Genomic DNA, 19,848 nt, shown 5'->3' with positions numbered 1-19,848 from the left:
AGCGTCCTTGTCCTTTAGGCCTTTTTCGCCGTTTCGCGGTACACGAGCAGCGGGGGCTTGTTTTCGTCGATGGTCGATTCCTCGACCACCACCTTGTCGACATTGGTCGCGTTCGGCAATTCGAACATGGTGTCGATCAGCGACTGTTCAAGGATCGAGCGCAGGCCGCGCGCGCCGGTCTTGCGGGCCAGCGCCTTGCGTGCGATCGCCTTGAGCGCCGCGGGACGGATTTCGAGGTCCACGCCCTCCATCTGCAGCAGCTTGGTGAACTGCTTCACCACCGCATTCTTGGGCTCGGTCAGGATCTGCACCAGCGCGTCTTCGCTCAGCTCGGCCAGCGAGGCGACCACAGGCATGCGGCCCACGAGTTCGGGGATCAGGCCGAACTTGATCAGGTCTTCGGGCTCGACTTCGCGGAACACCTCGGTGATGCTGCGCTGGGCCTTGCTCTTCACTGCGGCGCCGAAGCCGATACCCGAGGCCTCGGTGCGGTTTTCGATGACCTTCTCCAGGCCCGCAAAGGCGCCGCCGCAGATGAACAGGATGTTGGTCGTGTCGATCTGCAGGAAGTCCTGGTTCGGGTGCTTGCGCCCGCCCTGGGGCGGCACGCTGGCCATGGTGCCTTCGATGAGCTTGAGCAGCGCCTGCTGCACGCCCTCGCCCGACACGTCGCGGGTGATCGAGGGGTTGTCGGACTTGCGCGAGATCTTGTCGATTTCGTCGATGTAGACGATGCCGCGCTGGGCGCGCTCGACCTCGTAGTTGCAGCTTTGCAGCAGCTTCTGGATGATGTTCTCGACGTCTTCGCCCACATAGCCGGCTTCGGTCAGCGTGGTGGCGTCGGCCATCACGAAGGGCACGTCGAGCATGCGCGCGAGCGTTTGCGCCAGCAGCGTCTTGCCCGAACCCGTGGGGCCGATCAAGAGGATGTTGCTCTTGCTGAGCTCGACCTCGTCGCCCTTGGTGTTCTTTTCCTTGTGGCGCAGGCGTTTGTAGTGGTTGTAGACCGCCACCGACAGCATGCGCTTGGCCGGCTCCTGGCCGATCACGTAGTTGTCGAGGTTGGTCTTGATCTCCAGCGGCGTGGGCAGGTCGCTGCGCGCGTCGCGCGCTTCCTCACCGGCCGGCAGCTCGTCACGGATGATCTCGTTGCACAGGTCGATGCATTCGTCGCAGATGAAGACCGAAGGGCCCGCGATCAGCTTCTTGACCTCATGCTGGCTCTTGCCGCAGAACGAGCAATAAAGCGTTTTTTCGCTGGAGGTGCCTTTTTTTTCGGCCATGGACTTTTGCCTCGTGACAGGGTATGGACAATGATAACTAAACAAAAACGGCGTTTCCCGTGTGGGAAACGCCGTTTTTGCCTTTTGGGCGCCCGAGGCGCCGGGCGGCATTAACCGCGCTGGGAGACGACCTGGTCGACCAGGCCGTAATCCTTGGCCTCGTCGGCAGTCAGGAAATAGTCGCGCTCGGTGTCCGACTTGACCTTTTCCAGCGGCTGGCCAGTGCGTTCGGCCAGGATGCGGTTCATCTGGTCCTTGGTGCGCAGGATGTCGCGCGCATGGATCTCGATGTCGGTGGCCTGGCCGCGTGCGCCGCCGAGCACCTGGTGGATCATGATCTTGGAGTTGGGCAGCGAGAAACGCTTGCCCTTCTCGCCGGCCGCCAGCAGGAAGGCGCCCATGCTGGCCGCGAAGCCCAGGCACATGGTCGACACCGACGGCTTGATGAACTGCATCGTGTCGTAGATCGCCATGCCGGCGCTCACGCTACCGCCCGGGGAGTTGATGTAGAACGAAATGTCCTTGTCCGGGTTCTCGCTCTCGAGGAACAGCAGCTGGGCCACCACGAGGTTGGCGGTCTGGTCGTTGACCTCGCCCACCAGGAAGATGATGCGTTCCTTGAGGAGACGCGAGTAGATGTCATACGACCGCTCGCCGCGGCCCGACTGCTCGACGACCATCGGGATCATGCCGAGGCCTTGAATTTCCTGTGCGCTCATGAATTTGCTCTCCGGAAAATGGATTCGTTCGCTCTGATTGAACTGTACGCCTGAGTGAAATGGGGCTCGTGCCGCAAAGCACAAGCCCCATCGGCGTTGCTGCATGCAGCGACGGAAACCAGCTTACTGCTGCTGCGCCATCAGTTCGTCGAACGACACCGACTTTTCGTTGACCTTGGCCTTGCCCAGCACGAAGTCGGTCACGTTGTTCTCGATGACCACGGCTTCGACTTCCGCCAGGCGGTTGTTGTCGCTGAAGTACCAGCGCACGACGTCTTGCGGCTTCTCGTAGCTGGCGGCCAGCTCGTCGATGTGGGCCTTGATCTGCTCGGGCTTGGCCTGCAGGTTGTTGGCACGCACCAGCTCGGCCACGACCAGGCCCAGGCGCACGCGGCGCTCGGCTTGGGGGCGGAACACTTCCTCGGGGATCGGAGCCTTGTCGGCGTCCTTGATGCCGCGCTGCTTGAGCTCGGCGCGGGCGCCGTCGATCATGCGGGCGACTTCCGACTGCACGCTGGCGTTCGGCAGGTCGAGTTCGGCGTTGGCCACCAGGGCGTCCATCACGGCGTTCTTGTTGCGGGCCAGCAGGCGGAACTTCACTTCGCGCTCGAGGTTGCGCTTGATGTCGGCGCGCAGGCCTTCCACGGTGGCTTCGGCGATGCCAAGCGACTTGGCCAGCTGTTCGTTGACTTCGGGCAGGTGCGAAGCTTCGATCTTCTTCACGGTGACCATGAAGTCGGCTTGCTTGCCGGCCACGTCCTTGCCGTGGTAATCGGCCGGGAACGACAGCGGGAAGGTGCGGCTGTCGCCGGACTTCATGCCGCGCACGGCGTCTTCGAATTCCTTGAGCATCTGGCCTTCGCCGACGACGAACTGGAAGTCTTCGGCCTTGCCGCCCTGGAAGGGCTCGCCGTCGATCTTGCCTTCGAAGTCGACCGTCACGCGGTCGTTGTCTTCGGCCACGGCGTCTTGGGCGCGCTGGGCGAAGGTGCGGCGCTGCTTGCGCAGGAGGTCCAGGGTCTTGTCGATGGCTTCGTCGCCGACTTCGGCCGACAGCTTCTCGACTTCAGCGCCCGACAGGTCATTGATCTTGACTTCGGGGAACACTTCGAAGACCGCGTCGAAGGCGAGCTGGCCTTCGGGCGACTCTTCCTTCTCGGTGATGCGGGGCTGGCCGGCGACACGCAGCTTGGCTTCGTTCGCGGCTTGCGAGAAAGCCTCGCCGACCTTGTCGTTCATGACTTCGTAGTGCACCGAGTAGCCGTAGCGCTGGGCCACGACGTTCATCGGCACCTTGCCGGGACGGAAGCCGTCCATCTTGACGGTGCGCGCGAGCTTCTTGAGGCGCGAATCGACTTCGTTCTGGATGGTGCCGACCGGCAGGGTCAGCGTGATCTTGCGTTCGAGCTTCTCGAGAGTTTCAACGTTCACGGTCATGGTGTCTTCCTTGTGAGGGGTGTGGCTGGTGCGCGGGGCCGGACTCGAACCGGCACGTTCTTGCGAACGTCAGGACCTAAACCTGGTGCGTCTACCAATTTCGCCACCCGCGCGATGCCAAATTTCAGGTGAATGCAAAGGCGGACGGCCTCGGCGCTGCGGAAAAACCGCTGGCCCAAGACCGTCCGCCTGAAATCGGTCAACCGCGCATTTTAAACGCAAGAATGGGGGCCTTCCGGCTTCCCCCTTTGGGGGATTTCACCCACTCTCGCGCAAGGGATACGGGCCGCGCGACAACGGCCCGTGAAAAGCGCCTTTTCAGGCAGCAGCGGTTTGCGGCTCCCGCTTGATGCGGAAGGCCGCGGCGTACATGGCCGGCAGCGCCAGCAGCGTCAGCACGGTGGCCACGATCAGCCCGCCCATGATGGCCACGGCCATCGGCCCCCAGAACACGCTGCGCGACAGCGGGATCATCGCCAGCACCGCCGCCGCGGCGGTCAGCACGATGGGGCGCAGGCGCCGCACGGCCGACTCGACGATCGCGTCCCAGGCCGGCACGCCGGCGGCGCGGTCGAGCTCGATCTGGTCGATCAGGATCACGGCGTTGCGCTGGATCATGCCCATCAGTGCGATCACGCCGAGCAGCGCCACGAAGCCGAAAGGCCGGTTCAGCAGCAGCAGCGCGGCGGCCACGCCGGCGATGCCCATCGGGCCGGTGATGAACACCAGCAGCGAGCGGCTGAAGCTGTGCAGCTGCAGCATCAGCAGCGTGAACACCAGGAACAGCATGATCGGCACGCCCGCCACGATCGAGGCCGAGCCCTTGGAGCTTTCCTCCACGGCGCCGGCCACCTCGATGCGGTAGCCGCCCTGCCCCGCCGCATGCCAGCCGGCCTCCAGCTCGCGCAGTTTCGGCAGCAGCTGCTCGGTCACGGTGGCGCCCTGCAGGCCTTCCACCACGTCGCCCTGCACGGTGATGGCGTAGTCGCGGTTCTCGCGCCACATCACGCCGGGCTCCCAGGTGAACACCGGACGGGCGATCTGCGTGAGCGGGATCGAACGGCCCGTGGTCGTCGGGATGTAGGCGTTGCCGATGTCCGAAATCGCCTCGCGTTCGTCGGCCGACTGGCGCAGCACGATGTCGATCAGCAGGTCGTTCTCGCGGTACTGGCCGACCGTGGTGCCGCTGAACATGGTGCGCGAGGCCTGGGCGATGGCCTGGCTGGTCACGCCGAGCGCGCGCGCCTTGGCCTGGTCGATTTCGAGGCGGATCACCTTGACCGACTCGTTCCAGTTGTCGTTCACGCCGCGCATGTTGGTGCTCTCGCGCAGCACGGCCTTCACCTCGTCGGCGCGGGCGCGCAGCTGGGCGGGCTCGGTGCCGATCACGCGGAACTGCACCGGGTACGGCACCGGCGGGCCGTTGGGCAGCAGCTTGACGCGGCCGCGCACCTCGGGGAATTCCTCGGCCAGCAAGGCGGGCAGGCGCAGGCGCAGCGTCTCGCGCACCTTCAGGTCCTTGGCCAGCACGATGAGCTGCGACACGTTGGTCTGCGGAAACACCTGGTCCAGCGGCAGGTAGAAGCGCGGCACGCCGGAACCGATCCAGGTGCTGACGGTCTTCACGCCCTCTTCCTTCATCACGCGCTGCTCGACGCGTTTGGCCACTTCTTCGTTGGCGGCGAACGAGGTGCCTTCGGGGAACCAGATGTCCACCATGATCTCGGGCCGGCTCGAATCGGGGAAGAACTGCTGCTGCACCTTGCCCATGCCGACGATGCCCAGCGCAAAGATCAGCACGGTGGCACCGATGGTCAGCCAGCGGTGCTGCACGCACCAGTTCACGGCGCGGCGGAAGCTGTTGTAGAACGGCGTGTCGAACAGCTCGTGCGGCGGCGCGTCGGGGTCGTGCGGCTTCACCTTGAGCAGCAGCGTGCCCAGGTAGGGCACGAAGTACACCGACACGATCCACGACAGCACCAGCGCAATCACCGTCACCGCGAAGATCGCGAAGGTGTATTCGCCCGTCACCGACTTGGCGATGCCGATCGGCAGGAAGCCCGCCGCCGTGATGAGCGTGCCCGTGAGCATCGGCTTGGCCGTGACGTCGTAGGCGAAGGTGGCGGCGCGGACCTTGTCGTAGCCCTCTTCCATCTTCCGCACCATCATCTCCACGGCAATGATCGCGTCGTCCACCAGCAGGCCCAACGCAATGATGAGCGACCCCAGCGATATCTTGTGCAGCCCGATGCCGAAGTAGTTCATGGCCAGGAAGGTCACGGCCAGCACCAGCGGAATGGTGATGGCCACCACCAGCCCCGGGCGCATGTCGATGTACCAGCCGAAGCGCCCGCCCTTGTGCAGGCCGAGCGCGATGATGCTGACGGCCAGCACGATGGCCACGGCCTCGATGAGCACGCCGACGAACTCGTTGACCGAGCTGGCCACCGACACCGGCTGGTCCTGCACCTGCGCCAGCTTCACGCCGGCCGGCAGGCGCTGGTCGATGGTGGCGGTGGTGGCCTTGAGCGCCTTGCCCAGCGCGATGATGTCGCCGCCCTTGGCCATCGACACACCGAGCGCGATCACTTCCTTGCCCTGGTGGTGCACCTTGACGGCCGGCGGATCGACGTAGCCGCGGCGGATCTCGGCGATGTCGCCGAGCTTGATCTGGTTGCCCGAGCTGCCGCGGATCGGCATCTCGCGCAGCTGCTCGACGCTGGTGAACTGGCCGCCCACGCGCACCTGCACCACGTCCAGCGGCGACTGGATCGTGCCAGCGCTCTCTACCGCGTTCTGCGAGCCGAGCTGGGCCAGCACGGCGTTGAAGTCGAGCCCCAGCTGGGCCAGGCGCTTCTGCGAGATCTCGATAAAGACCTTTTCGTCCTGCACGCCGAACTGGTCGACCTTGGCCACGTCCTTCACGCGCAGCAGCTGCTGGCGCACGTCGTCGGCCAGCGTCTTGAGCTCGGCGTAGCTGAAGCCTTCGCTTTCCAGTGCGTAGATCACGCCGTAGACGTCGCCGAAGTCATCATTGAAGAACGGCCCCTGCACGCCCGCGGGCAAGGTGCCGCGCATGTCGCCGATCTTCTTGCGCACCGTGTACCAGACGTTGGCCACCTCGGCGGCCTTCGACGAATCCTTGATCTGGAAAATGATCTGCGACTCGCCGGGCTTGGAGTAGCTGCGGATCTTGTCGGCGTACGGCGCTTCCTGCAGCGTGCGCTCCAGCTTGTCGGTGACCTGCTCGGCCACCTGCTGTGCGGTCGCGCCGGGCCAGTAGGTGCGCACCACCATGGCGCGGAAGGTGAACGGCGGGTCTTCGTCCTGGCCGAGCTGGAAGTACGCGAAGGCGCCCAGCACCATCAGCACCACCATCAGGTAGCGCGTGAGCGGCGCGTGGTCCAGCGCCCATTTGGAAAGATTGAAGCCGGGCGACTTGTACTCGGACGCCGGGGCTGTCGCAGGGGTTGCGGGGGTCGCTGGGCCTTCCGTCATTTGGCGGCACCCGTTGCGATCTCCTTCTTCGTCGCGGCCACGGCCTCGACGGCCTGCTGCTTCGCCTGCGCCTGTTGCTGGCCATTGGCGGCGGCCGCCATGGCCTCCTTCGACTGGTAGATGGTGACCTTCTGCCCCGGCGACAGCACGTGCACGCCCGCGGCCACGACCATCATCCCGGTCGACAGGCCCGAGCCGATCACCGCCTCATTGCCGTCGGCCGTGACCACCTGCACCGGCTGCGAGCGCACGGTCATGCTGTCCTTGTCGAGCACCCAGACCGCCGAACCCTTGCCTTCCTGGCGCAGTGCGCTGGTCGGCAGCTTGATCACCGCCACGTCGGTGCGCGCCAGCGCCTGCGGCCTGGCGTAGACCGTGGCGCCGAGCGCCGGCGAGGTCGCGGCGTCGATCGACACCTTGACCGAATAGGTGCGCGTGACCGCGTCGGCGCTGGCCGCCACTTCGCGCACCTGGCCCTGCAGCACCTCGCCGCCGGACCAGCCGCGCACCGCGACCGGCGAGCCGGGCTTGATCAGCGCGGCGCGGTCTTCAGGCACCGCGAACACCACGTCGCGTGCGCCGTCCTGGGCGATGCGCACGACCGGCGTGCCGGCCTGCACCACCTGGCCCGGCTCGGCCTCGATGGCCGTGATGACGCCCGCCACGTCGGCCACCAGCGTCGTGTAGCTGGCCTGGTTGCCTTGCGAGGCCAGTTGCGCCTGCGCCTGTTCGAGCTGGGCCTGGGCGGCCTTCCAGGTGGTTTCGCGGCGTTCCAGTTCGGCGCCGCTGATGAAGTTCTGCGATCGCAGCTCGGTGTAGCGCTTCAGGTCGGCGGCCGCGAGGTCGCGGTTGGTCAGCGCGGCGGCCTGCTGGGCGCGGGCGGCCTCGGCGGCCAGGCGGTAGTCCTGCGGATCGAGCTGCGCCAAGACCTGGCCGGCCTGCACATGCTGGCCCAGTTCGGCCTGGCGGCGGATGATCTTGCCCGCCACCCGGAAGCCCAGGCGCGATTCGACCCGGGCCCGCACCTCGGCCGAGAACTCGGGCTGGGCGTCGTAGTCGCTGGTGCCGACGGTCACGAACTTGACCGCCCTCACGGGCTCCTGGGCAGGCGGTTTCGGCGAACAGCCGGCCAGAAAGATGGCGGGAAGCAGCAGCCAGGCGGCGCTGCGGGCACGGAGTGAGGCGGCGGAGGCGGTCATGAGACACCCAAGAAGAGAGGAACCGGGCCATTAATGACCCACCGGTTAGTAATCTAGGGTAAACGTTAAACAGTGTCAATGACCCGCGGGTCAGTTGACCATGTCGACAGCAATGTCTGCGCTAGGTTCTCTGCCCCATTTCGACCAACCGGTTATCAGGAAGCTCGAAGTAATCGGATGCCCGGCCCGCGTTGCGCTGCAGCCAGCCGAACAGCACCCGTCGCACCGGGTTCATGCCCGGCAGGTTCTCCTCGCCCACCGAGGCGCGGGAGACGAAGTACGAGGTCTTCATCGAGTCGATGGCCAGGGTCTTCTGATAGGCCAGGATGCGGATGAACTCGGGCACGTCGGCCCGCTCCATGAAGCCGTGGCGCGCGGTGACCACCCAGATGCCGTCCATCAGCTGCTCGGCCTCGATGCGCAGGCGCGCGTCCACGCGCGGCGTGTCGCACGAGAGCACGCGCAGCACGATCACCTGCTCGTGCAGCACCTGGTTGTGCTTGAGGTTGTGCAGCAGCGCGTGCGGCACCGCCGTGGCGTCGGGATTCAGGAACACGGCCGTGCCGCTCACCCGGTGCGGCATGTTCAGCGCCAGCGACTCGACGAAGGGGCGCAGCGGCAGGCTGTCGGCCGCCGCCGCTTCCAGGCCCAGGCGCCGGCCCTTGGCCCAGGTGGTGAACAGCACCATCACCCCCGCCGCCACCGCCAGCGTGAGCCAGCCACCCTCGGCCACCTTCAGGCTGTTGGACACCACGAAGGTCAGGTCGACCGCCGCGAAGGCCGCCACGCCGACCACCACCGCCACCTTGTTCCAGCGCCACAGGCCCCAGGCCACGATGCCGGCCAGCAATGTGGTCGTCACCATCGTGATCGACACCGCGATGCCATACGCCGCCGACAGCGCGCCCGAACTGCGGAAGCCCAGCACCAGCAGCAGCACGCCGACCATCAGCAACCAGTTGACGGCTGGCACGTAGATCTGCCCGATGGCCGTGCCCGAGGTCTGCACCACGCGCATGCGCGGCAGGTAGCCCATGCGCATCGCCTGCGCGGTGAGCGAAAAGGCGCCCGAGATCACCGCCTGCGACGCGATCACCGTGGCCATGGCGGCCAGCACCACCATCGGCAGCACGCCCCACGAGGGAAAGAGCCGGAAGAACGGGTTGTCGATGGCCGCCGGGTTCGCCAGCACCAGCGCGCCCTGCCCGAAGTAGTTGAGCACCAGCCCCGGCAGCGCGATGAAGAGCCACGCGAGACGGATCGGCCTGGCGCCGAAGTGCCCCATGTCGGCATACAGCGCCTCGCCGCCCGTGAACGCCAGGAACACCGCGCCCAGCACGGCCAGCGACTGCGCCCGGTGCTCGACCAGGAAGCCCACCGCCCGGCGCGGGTCGAGCGCCGCCAGCACCTGCGGCTGCTGCAGCACCTGCCACAGCCCCGCCACGCCCAGCACCAGGAACCACAGCAGCATCACCGGCCCGAAGATCTTGCCGACCACGCCCGTGCCCTTCTTCTGCACCATGAACAGCCCGACGAGGATCGCCAACGTGATCGGGATCACCACCCGCTGCAGCACCGGCGCCTGCACCTCCAGGCCCTCGACCGCCGACAGCACCGAGATCGCCGGCGTGATGAGGCTGTCGCCATAGAACATGGCCGCGCCCACCAGGCCCAAAAACCCGATTCCGCGCCACACCCAGGGCCGGGTCTTCGGGCCGGAAACGGCGTTGCGCGCCAGCGCCTGCAGCGCCAGGATGCCGCCCTCGCCATCGTGATCGGCGCGCAGCACGAACACCACGTACTTGAGCGTCACCACGAACATCAGGCCCCAGAAGATCAGCGAGAGCAGGCCCAGCACCGCGTCGGGCGAGAACGGCACGCCGTGCTCGGGGTTCATCGTCTCCTTGAAGGCGTACAGCGGCGAGGTGCCGATGTCGCCGAAGACGACGCCCAGCGCCGCGATCATCAGCCCCGGCCCGGCCGGATGTGCGGTGTCGCCCGAAGCGGGAAGCGCAGTCCCGGAAGCCGCGGCAGTTGCTTTCATCGTCATGGGCGAAAGAGAGATGGAAAGTGGCGACGCCACGAGCATAGTGCCCGGACATGACGTCGCCGACAATCGTGGCGTGTCCGCCACTCCTCCTGCCAATCCTCGTCATGCCGCCGCGCCGGCCCATTACGAAAACTTCCCCGTGGCCTCGTGGCTGTGCCCGCCGCACCTGCGCCCGCCGATCGCCGCGATCTACCACTTTGCCCGCACCGCCGACGACATCGCCGACGAAGGCGACGCCTCGCCCGATGCGCGCCTGGCCGAGCTGCGCGCCTACCGCGAGGAACTGGCCGCCGCCGCGCGCGGCGAAGCGCTGCCCGACTCGCGCTGGCCCCACGTGTTCGGTCCGCTGGCCTGGGCCATCACCGAGTACCGCCTGCCCGAAGACCTGCTCGCCGACCTGCTCAGCGCCTTCATGCAGGACATCGAGAAGACCCGCGACCGCGGCACCTACGCCGACCGCGCCGAGCTGCTCGACTACTGCCGCCGCTCCGCCAATCCGGTCGGCCGGCTGCTGCTGCACCTGTACGGCGTGACCGATGCGCAGGCGCTGGCCCAGAGCGACGCCATCTGCAGCGCGCTGCAGCTCATCAACTTCTGGCAGGACCCGAGCGTCGACCTGCCGCGCGGGCGCTTCTACTTTCCGCGCACCGACTGCGCGCGGCGCGGGCTGACGTCTGAGCATTTCAAGGTCTTCGAACCGCTGTCTTCCGCGCCGCCGCCGCAGGAAGCTATCAATCTGATAGCAGTGGTGGCCTTCTGGGCCCGCGAGCTCATGACCGAGGGCGCCCCGCTCGTGCACCGCCTGCCGGGCCGCGTGGGCTGGGAGCTGCGCCTGGTCGTGCAGGGCGGCCTGCGCATCCTCGACAAGATCGAGGACCTGGGCTTCGACACCTTCACGCAGCGCCCCACCGTCGGCAAGGCCGACGCGCCCGTGCTGCTCTGGAAGGCATGGCGGATGCGGAGACAATCACGGCCCATGAAAGCAGCGCCTCCCCGATGAATCCCGAGCAATACGTGCAAGACAAGGCCGCCGCTTCGGGCAGCAGTTTCTATTACGCCTTCCTGTTCCTGCCCAAGCCGCGGCGCGCCGCGATCACGGCCTTTTATGCCTTCTGCCGCGAGGTCGACGACGTGGTGGACGAGGTCTCCGACCCCGGCGTGGCTGCCACCAAGCTCGCCTGGTGGCGCACCGAGGTCGCCCAGGCTTTTGCCGGCACGCCGCGCCACCCGGTCATGCAGGCGCTCATGCCGCATGCCGCCACCTACGGCATTGAGGCGCGCCAGCTCAACGAGGTGATCGACGGTTGCCAGATGGACCTGGACCAGACCCGCTACCTCGACTTCCCCGGCCTCGCGCGCTACTGCCATCTGGTGGCCGGCGTGGTCGGCGAGGTGGCGGCGCGCATCTTCGGCCAGACCGATCCGCAGACCACCGCCTACGCCCACAAGCTCGGCCTGGCGCTGCAGCTGACCAACATCCTGCGCGACGTCGGCGAAGACGCGCTGCGCGGTCGCATCTACCTGCCCGTCAACGAGCTGCAGCAGTTCGACGTGAAGGCGCACGAAATTCTCAACCGCGTGCACTCCGACCGTTTTGTCGCGCTCATGAAGTTCCAGGCCCAGCGCGCCCACGCCGCCTACGACGAGGCACTGGCCCTGCTGCCGCTGGCCGACCGCCGCACCCAGAAGCCCGGCCTGATGATGGCCAGCATCTACCGCACGCTGCTGCGCGAGATCGAGCGCGACGACTTCCAGGTGTTGAACCAGCGCATCAGCCTGACGCCCGTGCGCAAGTTCTGGCTGGCCTGGAAAGTCCAGGCGCTGGGCCGGATATGACGCCCCACCCTTCGTGCCCATGAGGCTCGCCGTCATCGGCGCCGGCTGGGCCGGCCTGGCCTGCGCCGTCGAGGCCACGCGCCTCGGGCACGCCGTCACCCTGTTCGAAGCCGCGCCGATGGCCGGCGGGCGGGCGCGGCGGGTCGATCACATGCACGGCATGGCGCTCGACAACGGCCAGCACATCCTGATCGGCGCCTACACCGCCACGCTGGCGCTCATGCGCGACGTGGGGGTCGATGTCGACACCGCCTTGCAGCGCCTGCCGCTGTCGCTGCGCTTTGCCGACGGCGGCGGGCTGCAGCTGCCCGCGGACCGGCCGCCGCCGCTCGACCTGCTCATCGGCATCTTCACCGCGCGCGGCTGGACGTGGCGCGACAAGGCCGCGCTGCTGGCCACCGCCGTGCGCTGGCGCCTCGCGGGCTTTCGCTGCGCGCCCGGCACCAGCGTCGCCACGCTGTGCGCCGGCCTCACGCCGCGCGTGATGCACGAACTCATCGAGCCGCTGTGCGTCTCGGCGCTCAACACGCCCGTGCCGCAATCGAGCGGCCAGGTGTTCCTGCGCGTGCTGCACGATGCGCTGTTCAGCGGGCGCGGCGGCGCCGACCTGCTGCTGCCGCGCGTGGACCTCGGCGCCCTGCTGCCCGATGCCGCGCTGGCGTGGCTCGCCCGGCACGGCGCCACCGCACGCATCGGCCACCGCGTGCGCGCCATCGCGCCCGAGGGCGACCGGTGGCGCGCCGATGACGAGGTCTTCGACCAGGCCGTGCTGGCCTGCGCGCCCTGGGACGCCGCGCGCCTCGTGCGTGCCACCGGCCTGCCGGCCGCTTCGCGCTGGTGCAATGTCACCGAATCGCTGCGCTTCGAGGCGATTGCCACGGTCTACGTGCGCGGCGCCGCGCCGCTGGCCGAGCCGATGCTCGCGCTGCGCAGCCAGCCGGGCAGCGCGCCGGCCCAGTTCGTGTTCGATCGCGGCCAGCTCGGCGGACCAGAAGGCGTGCTCGCCTTCGTCGTGAGCGCCAACGAGACGCCGCGCGAGACGCTCGAGAAACAGGTGCTCGCACAAGCCGGCGCGCAGCTCGGGCAACCCGGGCTCACGCCGATCCAGACCGTGGTCGAAAAACGCGCCACCTTCGCCTGCACGCCCGGCCTGGCCCGCCCGCCGGCCGCCATCGCGCCGGGGCTGCAGGCCTGCGGCGACTACACCGAAGGCCCTTATCCCGCCACGCTCGAAGGCGCGGTCCTCAACGGACTGGCCGTCGCGCGCGCACTTGCCACCCCATGACAACGACCCTGCGTTACCTCGATTTCGACTACAGCGAAGACACCGAAGACCACGGCACCTTCGACGCCATGGCCTCGACCCCGCCCGAGCGCACGCCCGAGGTGGAAGCCGAGATCGCGCAAGTGCTGGCCTGGGCCGAGGCCACCTTCCCCGGTGCGCGCGGCGCGCTCGACGACGGTGCGGTGTGGGACTGCGACGTGCAGCGCACGCGGGAAGACAACCCGCGCCTGGACACCCTCACGCTCTCGCTCAGCGGCACCGCCGATTTCTGCGCGGCGCTGCGCGAGCGTTTCGGGCTCGACTGAAGAAAGTCTGCGGCCTTTTCAGGCCGTCTTGTTGCGCAAGCGCAGCAGGCTCAACCCCAGCAGCACGAAAGCACCGCCCGACACGCGGTTGAACAGCTGCGCGCGCTTCGGGTTCGCGAACTGCTTCTTCAGCAGGCGCGCCAGCAGCACGTAGGAGCCATGCGCCAGCACCGAGCCGGCCGCGAAGGTCGTGGTGAGCACGGCGAACTGCGTGAGGATCGGCGCGTCGTGCGTGAGGAACTGCGGGAACAGCGCCGAGAAGAACAGGATGCCCTTCGGGTTGGTCAGCGCCACCGTCACGCCATGCCCGAACAGCCGGCGCGCGGAACGCGAAGGCGCCGGCGCGGCCGACGGCTGCAGCTCGGCGAACACGCTCGTGCGGCTGCGCCACTGCCGGATACCCAGGTACACGAGGTAGCCCGCACCCGCCACCTTCAGCACCATGAAGGCCGTGGCCGAGGTGTTGAGCACCACGCCCAGCCCGCCCATCGCGGCGGCTGAGACCAGGAAGAGCCCGCAGGCGTTGCCCAGCGAGCTGATCATCGCGCGGCGCGGGCCGACGGAGATGGCATTGGAGACCGCGAGCAGCACGGCCGGGCCGGGCGTGAAGGCGACGACCAGGGTCACGCCGCAAAAGAGGAGCCAGGTGGAGAGATGCATGGAAGGAAATTCGCGCGAAAGCAATGAAAGGAGGCCGTCGCAAAACTATAGTCCGGGCAGCCGCGCGCCGCTCGGGCCGCGCCGATAGTCCCCTGACATTCCTCACCCATGATCACCTGCTACCTGCGCTACATCGTCGATCCCTTCAAGCTCAAGGAATTCGAGCACTACGGCAAGCTCTGGATTCCGCTGGTCGAGAAGTTCGGCGGCCAGCACCACGGCTACTTCCTGCCGTCCGAAGGCGCCAACAACGTGGCGCTGGCGATGTTCAGCTTCCCGAGCCTGGCCGCGTACGAAACCTACCGCGCCGACTCGATGCAGGACGCCGACTGCCAGGCCGCCTTCCGCTACGCGGAGGAAACGCGCTGCATCGTCAGCTACGAACGTAGCTTCTTCCGGCCGGTGTTCCGCTGACCTTCAAGCGCCCAGCGCGATGCACAGCGCGTGCAGGTTGGGCACGATCAGCTGCGGACGCGCGCCGTGCTCCCACGGGCGCTCGTCGCGCACCAGCCACGCGGCCTGCATGCCGGCGTTGAGCGCGCCCACCACGTCGAGCGCAGCGTCGTCGCCCACGTGCAGCACGTCTTTCGGCAGCAGGCCGACCGAGGCCGCCGCGGCACGGAAGATCGGCGCGTGCGGCTTGCCGCTGCCGAAGGCGCGCGCATTGAAGGCGGTGCGGAACCACCGGCCGACGCCGGTCTTGTGGATGTCGGCGTTGCCGTTCGACACCGCCACCAGTGGGTAGCGCTCGCTGAGCCACTTCAGCGCCGGCAGCGCGTCGTCGTACAGCGTGACGCGCTGGCGCTCTTCGAAGAAGGCATCGAAGGCCGGGTCGGCCAGCGCCGGGTCTTCGCCCGCGCGCACGAGCGCCGTGCGGATCGACTCGCGGCGCAGCGCGCTCAGGTCGTGTGCGAGGTCGGAGCGCTCCTTGGCGGTGGCTTCGCGCAGCTCGCGCAGCACGCCCGGCGTGAGCAGCAGCGAGGCCGTCTTGGGCGCCTCGCGCAGCAGCCATTCGTGGAGCACGCGCTCGGCACGCTCGATGGTCGGCCAGATCGGCCACAGGGTGTCGTCCAGGTCGAGCGTGATCGCCGAGATGCGCGAGATGTCGAGCGGCGTGGCGCCGCCGGGCGCAGGGGAAGCGGAATTCATACCTGAGAATATCGCATGCCTCTCGCCTCCGATGACCGCAAGAACGACCGCACCGCCGTGCTCTGGTGCAACCTGGGTTCGCCCGATGCCCCCACCGCCGCCGCAGTGCGCCCCTACCTCGCCGACTTCCTGGGCGACCCGCGCGTGGTCGAGATTCCCAGGGCGCTGTGGGCGCTGATCCTGCACGGCATCATCCTGCGCACGCGGCCCGCGAAGTCGGCCGCGAAGTACGCCAGCATCTGGCTGCCCGAAGGCTCGCCGCTCAAGGTCTGGACACAGAAGCAGGCCACCCTGCTGGCCGGCTGGCTCGGCGAACGCGGCCACCGCGTGACGGTGCGCGACGCGATGCGCTACGCCAACCCGTCGATCGCCTCGCGGCTCGATGCGCTGCAGGCCGAAGGCGCCACGCGCGTGCTGGTGCTGCAGGCCTACCCGCAGTACTCGGCCACCACCACGGCCAGCGTGATCGACGCCGTGAACGCCTGGAGCCGCCGCCAGCGCCGCGTGCCCGAGTTCCGCTTCGTCAACCAGTACCACGACGACCCCGCCTACATCGAGGCGCTTGCGCAAGGCATCGAGAAGCACTGGAAGACCGAAGGCCGCGGCGAGCTGCTGGTGATGAGCTTCCACGGCATTCCCGCGCGCAACATCGCGCTGGGCGATCCCTACGAGGCGCAGTGCCTCGAGACCGCGCGCCTGCTCGCGGCACGGCTGGGCCTGGCGTCCACGCAGTACCGCACGACCTTTCAGTCGCGCTTCGGCCGCGCCAAGTGGCTGGAGCCCTACACCGAGCCGACCCTGCGCGAACTCGGCGCCAGCGGTGTGAAGCACGTCGACGTGGTGTGCCCGGGCTTTCCGGCCGACTGCCTCGAGACGCTCGAAGAGATCGCCATGGAAGGCCGCGAAGCCTTCCTGCACGCGGGCGGCGAGCGCTTCGGCTACATCCCCTGCCTCAACGACAGCCCGGCGTGGATCACCGCGCTCGCGGGCATCGCCGAACGCCACCTGGCGGGCTGGCCCACCCGACCCGACGCGACCACGCCATGAAGAAAGACCTGCACGAAGCCAACCGCCAGTCGTGGAACGCCGCAACGGTGGCGCACAACAGCCACAAGGGCGACCAGGCCGCCTTCTTCCGCGCGGGCGGCTCGACACTGTTCCCCGAGGAAAGCGCCTTGCTCGGCGACGTGGAGGGCCTCTCGGTGCTGCACCTGCAGTGCAACGCGGGCCAGGACAGCCTGAGCATCGCGCGCCGCGGCGCCCGCGTGACCGGCGTCGACATCTCCGACGAGGCCATCGACTTCGCCACCCGCCTCTCGGCCGAGTCGGGCGTTGCGGCGCGCTTCGAGCGCGCGGACGTCTACGACTACTTCGAGGCCGCCGCCGCACGCGGCGAGCGCCACGACCTCGTGTTCTGCTCGTACGGCACGCTGTGCTGGCTGTCCGACATCGGCGCCTGGGCGCGCGGCGTGGCGCAGTTGCTCAAGCCCGGCGGTCGCTTCGTGATCGTCGAGTTCCACCCGTTCGCGCTGGTGTTCGATCCGCAGTGGAAGTTCCACTACGACTACTTCAACGACGCGCCCGTGCCCGAGGAAGGCGTGGGCGACTACGTGGCCGAATCGGGCGACGGCCTCGTGCCCGACGACCGGCCGGTGCCCGGCGTGCAAGGATTTCGCAACCCGCACCCGAGCTTCGAATTCACCTGGGGCGTGGGCCAGGTGACGACCGCGCTCGCGCAGGCGGGCCTGGCCATCGAGCGCTTCGAGGAGTACCCGTACACCAACGGCTGGAAGCCCTTCGAAGGCATGCGCGAACTCGGCGGACGGCGCATGGCCCCGCCCGAAGGCATGCCGCGCATTCCGCTGATGTACGCGCTGGCGGCCCGCCGCGCCTGAGCGAACTCAGAAGCGGCCGAGGTAGTCCAGCTTGCCGATGGGCACGCCCTTGTGGCGCAGCACGTCGTAGGCGGTGGTCACGTGGAAGAAGAAATTCGGCAGCGCGAACTGCAGCAGGTAGCGCTGCGCTGTGAAGTGCGCCTCGCCTTCGCGCGCCTTGATGGTCACGGGGCGTTCTTCGTGGCCGTCGATGAGCGTGCGGTCCACGCCGGCCAGGAAATCCTGCGTCTTCACGATGCGCGCCAGCAGGTCGTCCCAGGTCTTTTCCTCGTCGGGAAAGCTCGGCGCCGTGATGCCCGCGATGCGCGCCGTGCCCAGCTTCGAGGCGTCGCTCGCGCGCTGGATCTGGCCGGCCAGCGTGAGCATGTCGGGCGCGAGGCGCGCGTCGACCAGCGTCGCCGGGTCGATGCCCTGGGCCTTCGCATGCGCGAGGCCCTTGTCGAGCAGGTGGGTGAGTTGCCCGAGTCCGCGGATGAAAACCGGCACGGACAGGTCGTACATCGAGAGGGCCATGGCGAGGTGATCTTGGAGTTGAAGTCGGCGCGATTGTGATCGCGCCGCACCCTCAACGACCGGCCGCGCGGATAAACCCCTCGATCGGGTCCAGTTGTTCCGCCACGTTGAGCGCGGGCGCATGGCCGCAGCCCTGCACCTCGATCACCTGCAGACGCCCGGCCGCGCCCGGCCCGCGCCGGTGCATCTCGTCGATCACCTCGGGCAGCACCAGGTCGGACTCGGCGCCGCGCAGGCACAGCACCGGCGCCTCGATCACGTCGTAGTGCGGCCAGATCAGGTAGTCGTTGTCGTGCGCGCTGAACTGCCTGACCATGGCCGGGTCGTAGTGCGGCGTGACGCGGCCGTCGGCCAGGCGGCGCGTGGAGCTTTCGGTCAGCCGGCGCCACTGCGCGTCGCTGAGCCAGCCATAGGGCTTGTAGACCGTGCGGAAGAAGGCCTCGAGCTCGGCCACCGTGGCAAAGGCCGGCGGGTCGCCGGCATAGGCGCGGATGCGCTCGATGGCGGCCTGCGCGAGCTGCGGTGCGTTGTCGTTGAGCGTGAGGCTGGCGATGCGCGCCTTCATGCGCGGCTCGAACAGGCCCGACGCGCAGACCGTGCCGATCGCGCCGCCCATCGAGGTGCCCACCCAGTGCACGCGGCCCAGCCGCAGCTCGTCGCACAGCGCGTTGGCCAGCCGCGCATAGAACGCGAGCGTGTATTCCTCGTCGGGCGCCGGGCTCCACTGGCTCAGGCCGCGCCCGAGGGTGTCGGGGCAGATCACGCGAAAGCCGCGCGCCGCGAAGTGCTGCGCCAGCTCGTCCATGTCGCGGCTGGTGCGCGCCAGGCCGTGCCAGGCGATGACGACGGGGGCGTTGGCGGGGCCCCAGTCGAGCCAGTGGATCTCACGCCCTGCGAGTTGCGCGTAGTGCGATGTCGGCGTCATGGTGCTGTTGTTCTTGCCGTCGCTCATTTCGCCGCCCTCGCCCGCAGCTTGCCGACGATGCCGGTCGGGAAGTAGTACACCGACAGCACGAACAGCACGCCCAGCCACAGCAGCCAGCGGTCGGGCGACAGCAGCGCCGCGAGCCACGGCAGGCCGCTGGCCGCCTCGTTGCCCAGGCGCAGCAGGTCCTGCAGGTAGCTCTGTGCCACCACGAACAGCACCGCGCCGATGGCCGCGCCGTAGATCGTGCCCATGCCGCCGATCACCACGATGAGCAGCACGTCGATCATGATCTCGAAGCTCAGCGAGGTGTCGGGCCCGTTGTAGCGCAGCCAGATGGCGAGCATCGCGCCGGCCAGCGTGGCGAACAGCGCCGACAGCACGGCGGCCGTGGTGCGGTACACCACCACGCGGTAGCCGATGGCCTCGGCGCGGAACTCGTTCTCGCGGATGGCCTGCAGCACGCGGCCGAAGGGCGAGTTCACGATGCGCAGCATCGCCAGCACCAGCACCACCGCCGCCACGAACAGCAGGTAGTAGCACAGCAGGCGCCCGTCGAGCGAGACGCCGAGGAAGGGCTCTTCGGCGAACTCGAAGCTCGGCGAGATCAGCTCGGGCAGCTTGAAGGTCAGGCCGTCCTCGCCGCCGGTGAAGTCCGACAGCTGCGAGGCCAGCGTCTGGAACGCCGAGGCCACAGCCAGCGTGATCATCGCGAAGAAGATCGCCCGCACCCGCAGCGAGAACAGGCCGATGGCCAGCGAGAGCACGAGCGAGATCGCGAGCGACGCGCCCAGCCCCACCAGCACCGCACCCCAGTTGGGCCCGAGCCGCGAGGCCGAGATGGCGATGCCGTAGGCGCCGATGCCGAAGAACATCGTGTGCGCGAAGCTCACGATGCCGGTGTAGCCCAAGAGCAGGTCGAAGCTGGCGACCAGCACCACGAACACCAGGATCTTGGCCGCGACGCTGAGCGCCTTCACGCCCGGGAACAGGAACGGCGCGAAGGCCAGCGCCAGGAACAGGGCCAGCAGCAGCAGCGCCAGCAGGCGGCTGCGCGGCATGTCGTTGGAAAGAAGTCGTTTCAGGAACATGAC

18 protein-coding genes and 1 tRNA gene are annotated in these 19,848 nt (G+C 68.1%); 7 read left to right on the top strand and 12 right to left on the bottom strand.

Going from position 1 to position 19,848, the window contains the following annotated elements:
* Positions 1-14 precede the first annotated feature (14 nt).
* From clpX to AC1RAA_RS03035, 7 genes are all read right to left on the bottom strand, one after another.
* Positions 15-1,283: an ATP-dependent Clp protease ATP-binding subunit ClpX gene (gene clpX, locus AC1RAA_RS03065; protein ID WP_062475840.1), complete on the bottom strand. Its 1,269-nt coding sequence runs from the start codon at positions 1,281-1,283 to the stop codon at positions 15-17.
* Between the two features lie 110 nt (positions 1,284-1,393).
* Positions 1,394-2,002 (bottom strand): ATP-dependent Clp endopeptidase proteolytic subunit ClpP, encoded by a 609-nt coding sequence (gene clpP / locus AC1RAA_RS03060; RefSeq protein ID WP_062475843.1) that lies wholly within the window; start codon positions 2,000-2,002, stop codon positions 1,394-1,396.
* 123 nt (positions 2,003-2,125) lie between these two features.
* Positions 2,126-3,439, bottom strand: coding sequence for a trigger factor (tig, locus tag AC1RAA_RS03055; RefSeq protein WP_492726405.1), 1,314 nt, complete (start codon positions 3,437-3,439; stop codon positions 2,126-2,128).
* A gap of 26 nt (positions 3,440-3,465) precedes the next feature.
* A tRNA-Leu gene (locus AC1RAA_RS03050) sits at positions 3,466-3,552 on the bottom strand.
* A gap of 205 nt (positions 3,553-3,757) precedes the next feature.
* Positions 3,758-6,937: an efflux RND transporter permease subunit gene (locus AC1RAA_RS03045; RefSeq protein WP_492726403.1), complete on the bottom strand. Its 3,180-nt coding sequence runs from the start codon at positions 6,935-6,937 to the stop codon at positions 3,758-3,760.
* Positions 6,934-8,136, bottom strand: a complete 1,203-nt coding sequence (locus AC1RAA_RS03040) for an efflux RND transporter periplasmic adaptor subunit (protein WP_062475847.1) — start codon at positions 8,134-8,136, stop codon at positions 6,934-6,936. The genes AC1RAA_RS03045 and AC1RAA_RS03040 overlap by 4 nt, the downstream gene beginning before the upstream one ends.
* Before the next feature lie 121 nt (positions 8,137-8,257).
* On the bottom strand, positions 8,258-10,180 hold the full coding sequence (locus tag AC1RAA_RS03035; RefSeq protein ID WP_492726400.1) for a potassium transporter Kup: 1,923 nt from the start codon (positions 10,178-10,180) through the stop codon (positions 8,258-8,260).
* A gap of 145 nt (positions 10,181-10,325) precedes the next feature.
* Between AC1RAA_RS03035 and hpnC the strand changes: the two genes are divergently transcribed.
* The 4 genes from hpnC to AC1RAA_RS03015 are packed head-to-tail and all read left to right on the top strand — an operon-like array spanning position 10,326 to position 13,612.
* Positions 10,326-11,186: a squalene synthase HpnC gene (gene hpnC / locus AC1RAA_RS03030; RefSeq protein ID WP_492726398.1), complete on the top strand. Its 861-nt coding sequence runs from the start codon at positions 10,326-10,328 to the stop codon at positions 11,184-11,186.
* On the top strand, positions 11,183-12,022 hold the full coding sequence (gene hpnD, locus AC1RAA_RS03025; protein WP_062475853.1) for a presqualene diphosphate synthase HpnD: 840 nt from the start codon (positions 11,183-11,185) through the stop codon (positions 12,020-12,022). The genes hpnC and hpnD overlap by 4 nt, the downstream gene beginning before the upstream one ends.
* Before the next feature lie 19 nt (positions 12,023-12,041).
* On the top strand, positions 12,042-13,307 hold the full coding sequence (hpnE, locus tag AC1RAA_RS03020; protein WP_492726396.1) for a hydroxysqualene dehydroxylase HpnE: 1,266 nt from the start codon (positions 12,042-12,044) through the stop codon (positions 13,305-13,307).
* Positions 13,304-13,612 (top strand): hypothetical protein, encoded by a 309-nt coding sequence (locus AC1RAA_RS03015; RefSeq protein WP_095745072.1) that lies wholly within the window; start codon positions 13,304-13,306, stop codon positions 13,610-13,612. Before hpnE ends, AC1RAA_RS03015 begins: the two co-directional genes overlap by 4 nt.
* Positions 13,613-13,630: 18 nt before the next feature.
* Here AC1RAA_RS03015 and AC1RAA_RS03010 read toward each other — a convergent pair whose 3' ends face one another.
* Entirely contained in the window at positions 13,631-14,272 is a 642-nt protein-coding gene (locus AC1RAA_RS03010) for a LysE family translocator (protein WP_062475861.1), read from the bottom strand.
* Between the two features lie 108 nt (positions 14,273-14,380).
* Between AC1RAA_RS03010 and AC1RAA_RS03005 the strand changes: the two genes are divergently transcribed.
* Positions 14,381-14,686 carry an NIPSNAP family protein gene (locus AC1RAA_RS03005; RefSeq protein ID WP_062475864.1) on the top strand — a complete coding sequence of 102 codons (306 nt, stop codon included), beginning with the start codon at positions 14,381-14,383 and terminating at the stop codon, positions 14,684-14,686.
* 3 nt (positions 14,687-14,689) lie between these two features.
* Here the strand turns inward: AC1RAA_RS03005 and AC1RAA_RS03000 are convergent, their stop codons facing one another.
* Positions 14,690-15,421, bottom strand: coding sequence for an HAD family hydrolase (locus tag AC1RAA_RS03000; RefSeq protein WP_492685523.1), 732 nt, complete (start codon positions 15,419-15,421; stop codon positions 14,690-14,692).
* A 15-nt stretch (positions 15,422-15,436) separates the two neighbouring features.
* Here AC1RAA_RS03000 and hemH point away from each other — a divergent pair, with 15 nt between their 5' ends.
* Positions 15,437-16,468, top strand: a complete 1,032-nt coding sequence (gene hemH / locus AC1RAA_RS02995; RefSeq protein ID WP_492726394.1) for a ferrochelatase — start codon at positions 15,437-15,439, stop codon at positions 16,466-16,468.
* A complete protein-coding gene (locus AC1RAA_RS02990; RefSeq protein ID WP_492726392.1) occupies positions 16,465-17,316 on the top strand; it encodes a class I SAM-dependent methyltransferase in 852 nt (283 codons plus the stop codon). Before hemH ends, AC1RAA_RS02990 begins: the two co-directional genes overlap by 4 nt.
* Positions 17,317-17,322: 6 nt before the next feature.
* Here AC1RAA_RS02990 and AC1RAA_RS02985 read toward each other — a convergent pair whose 3' ends face one another.
* The 3 genes from AC1RAA_RS02985 to AC1RAA_RS02975 are packed head-to-tail and all read right to left on the bottom strand — an operon-like array spanning position 17,323 to position 19,845.
* The gene (locus AC1RAA_RS02985) at positions 17,323-17,829 is read right to left on the bottom strand and encodes a DUF1993 domain-containing protein (RefSeq protein ID WP_492726390.1); all 507 of its coding nucleotides are present in this window, start codon (positions 17,827-17,829) and stop codon (positions 17,323-17,325) included.
* Between the two features lie 52 nt (positions 17,830-17,881).
* The gene (locus tag AC1RAA_RS02980) at positions 17,882-18,754 is read right to left on the bottom strand and encodes an alpha/beta fold hydrolase (RefSeq protein ID WP_492728312.1); all 873 of its coding nucleotides are present in this window, start codon (positions 18,752-18,754) and stop codon (positions 17,882-17,884) included.
* Positions 18,755-18,777: 23 nt separating this feature from the next.
* On the bottom strand, positions 18,778-19,845 hold the full coding sequence (locus tag AC1RAA_RS02975; RefSeq protein WP_062475876.1) for a branched-chain amino acid ABC transporter permease: 1,068 nt from the start codon (positions 19,843-19,845) through the stop codon (positions 18,778-18,780).
* Positions 19,846-19,848: the final 3 nt, after the last annotated feature.

The organism is Variovorax sp. GW823-FHT04F07 (assembly GCF_058795995.1).
The sequence above is the reverse complement of the archived record's forward strand: the minus strand, read 5'-3'. Positions and strand labels throughout refer to the sequence as shown.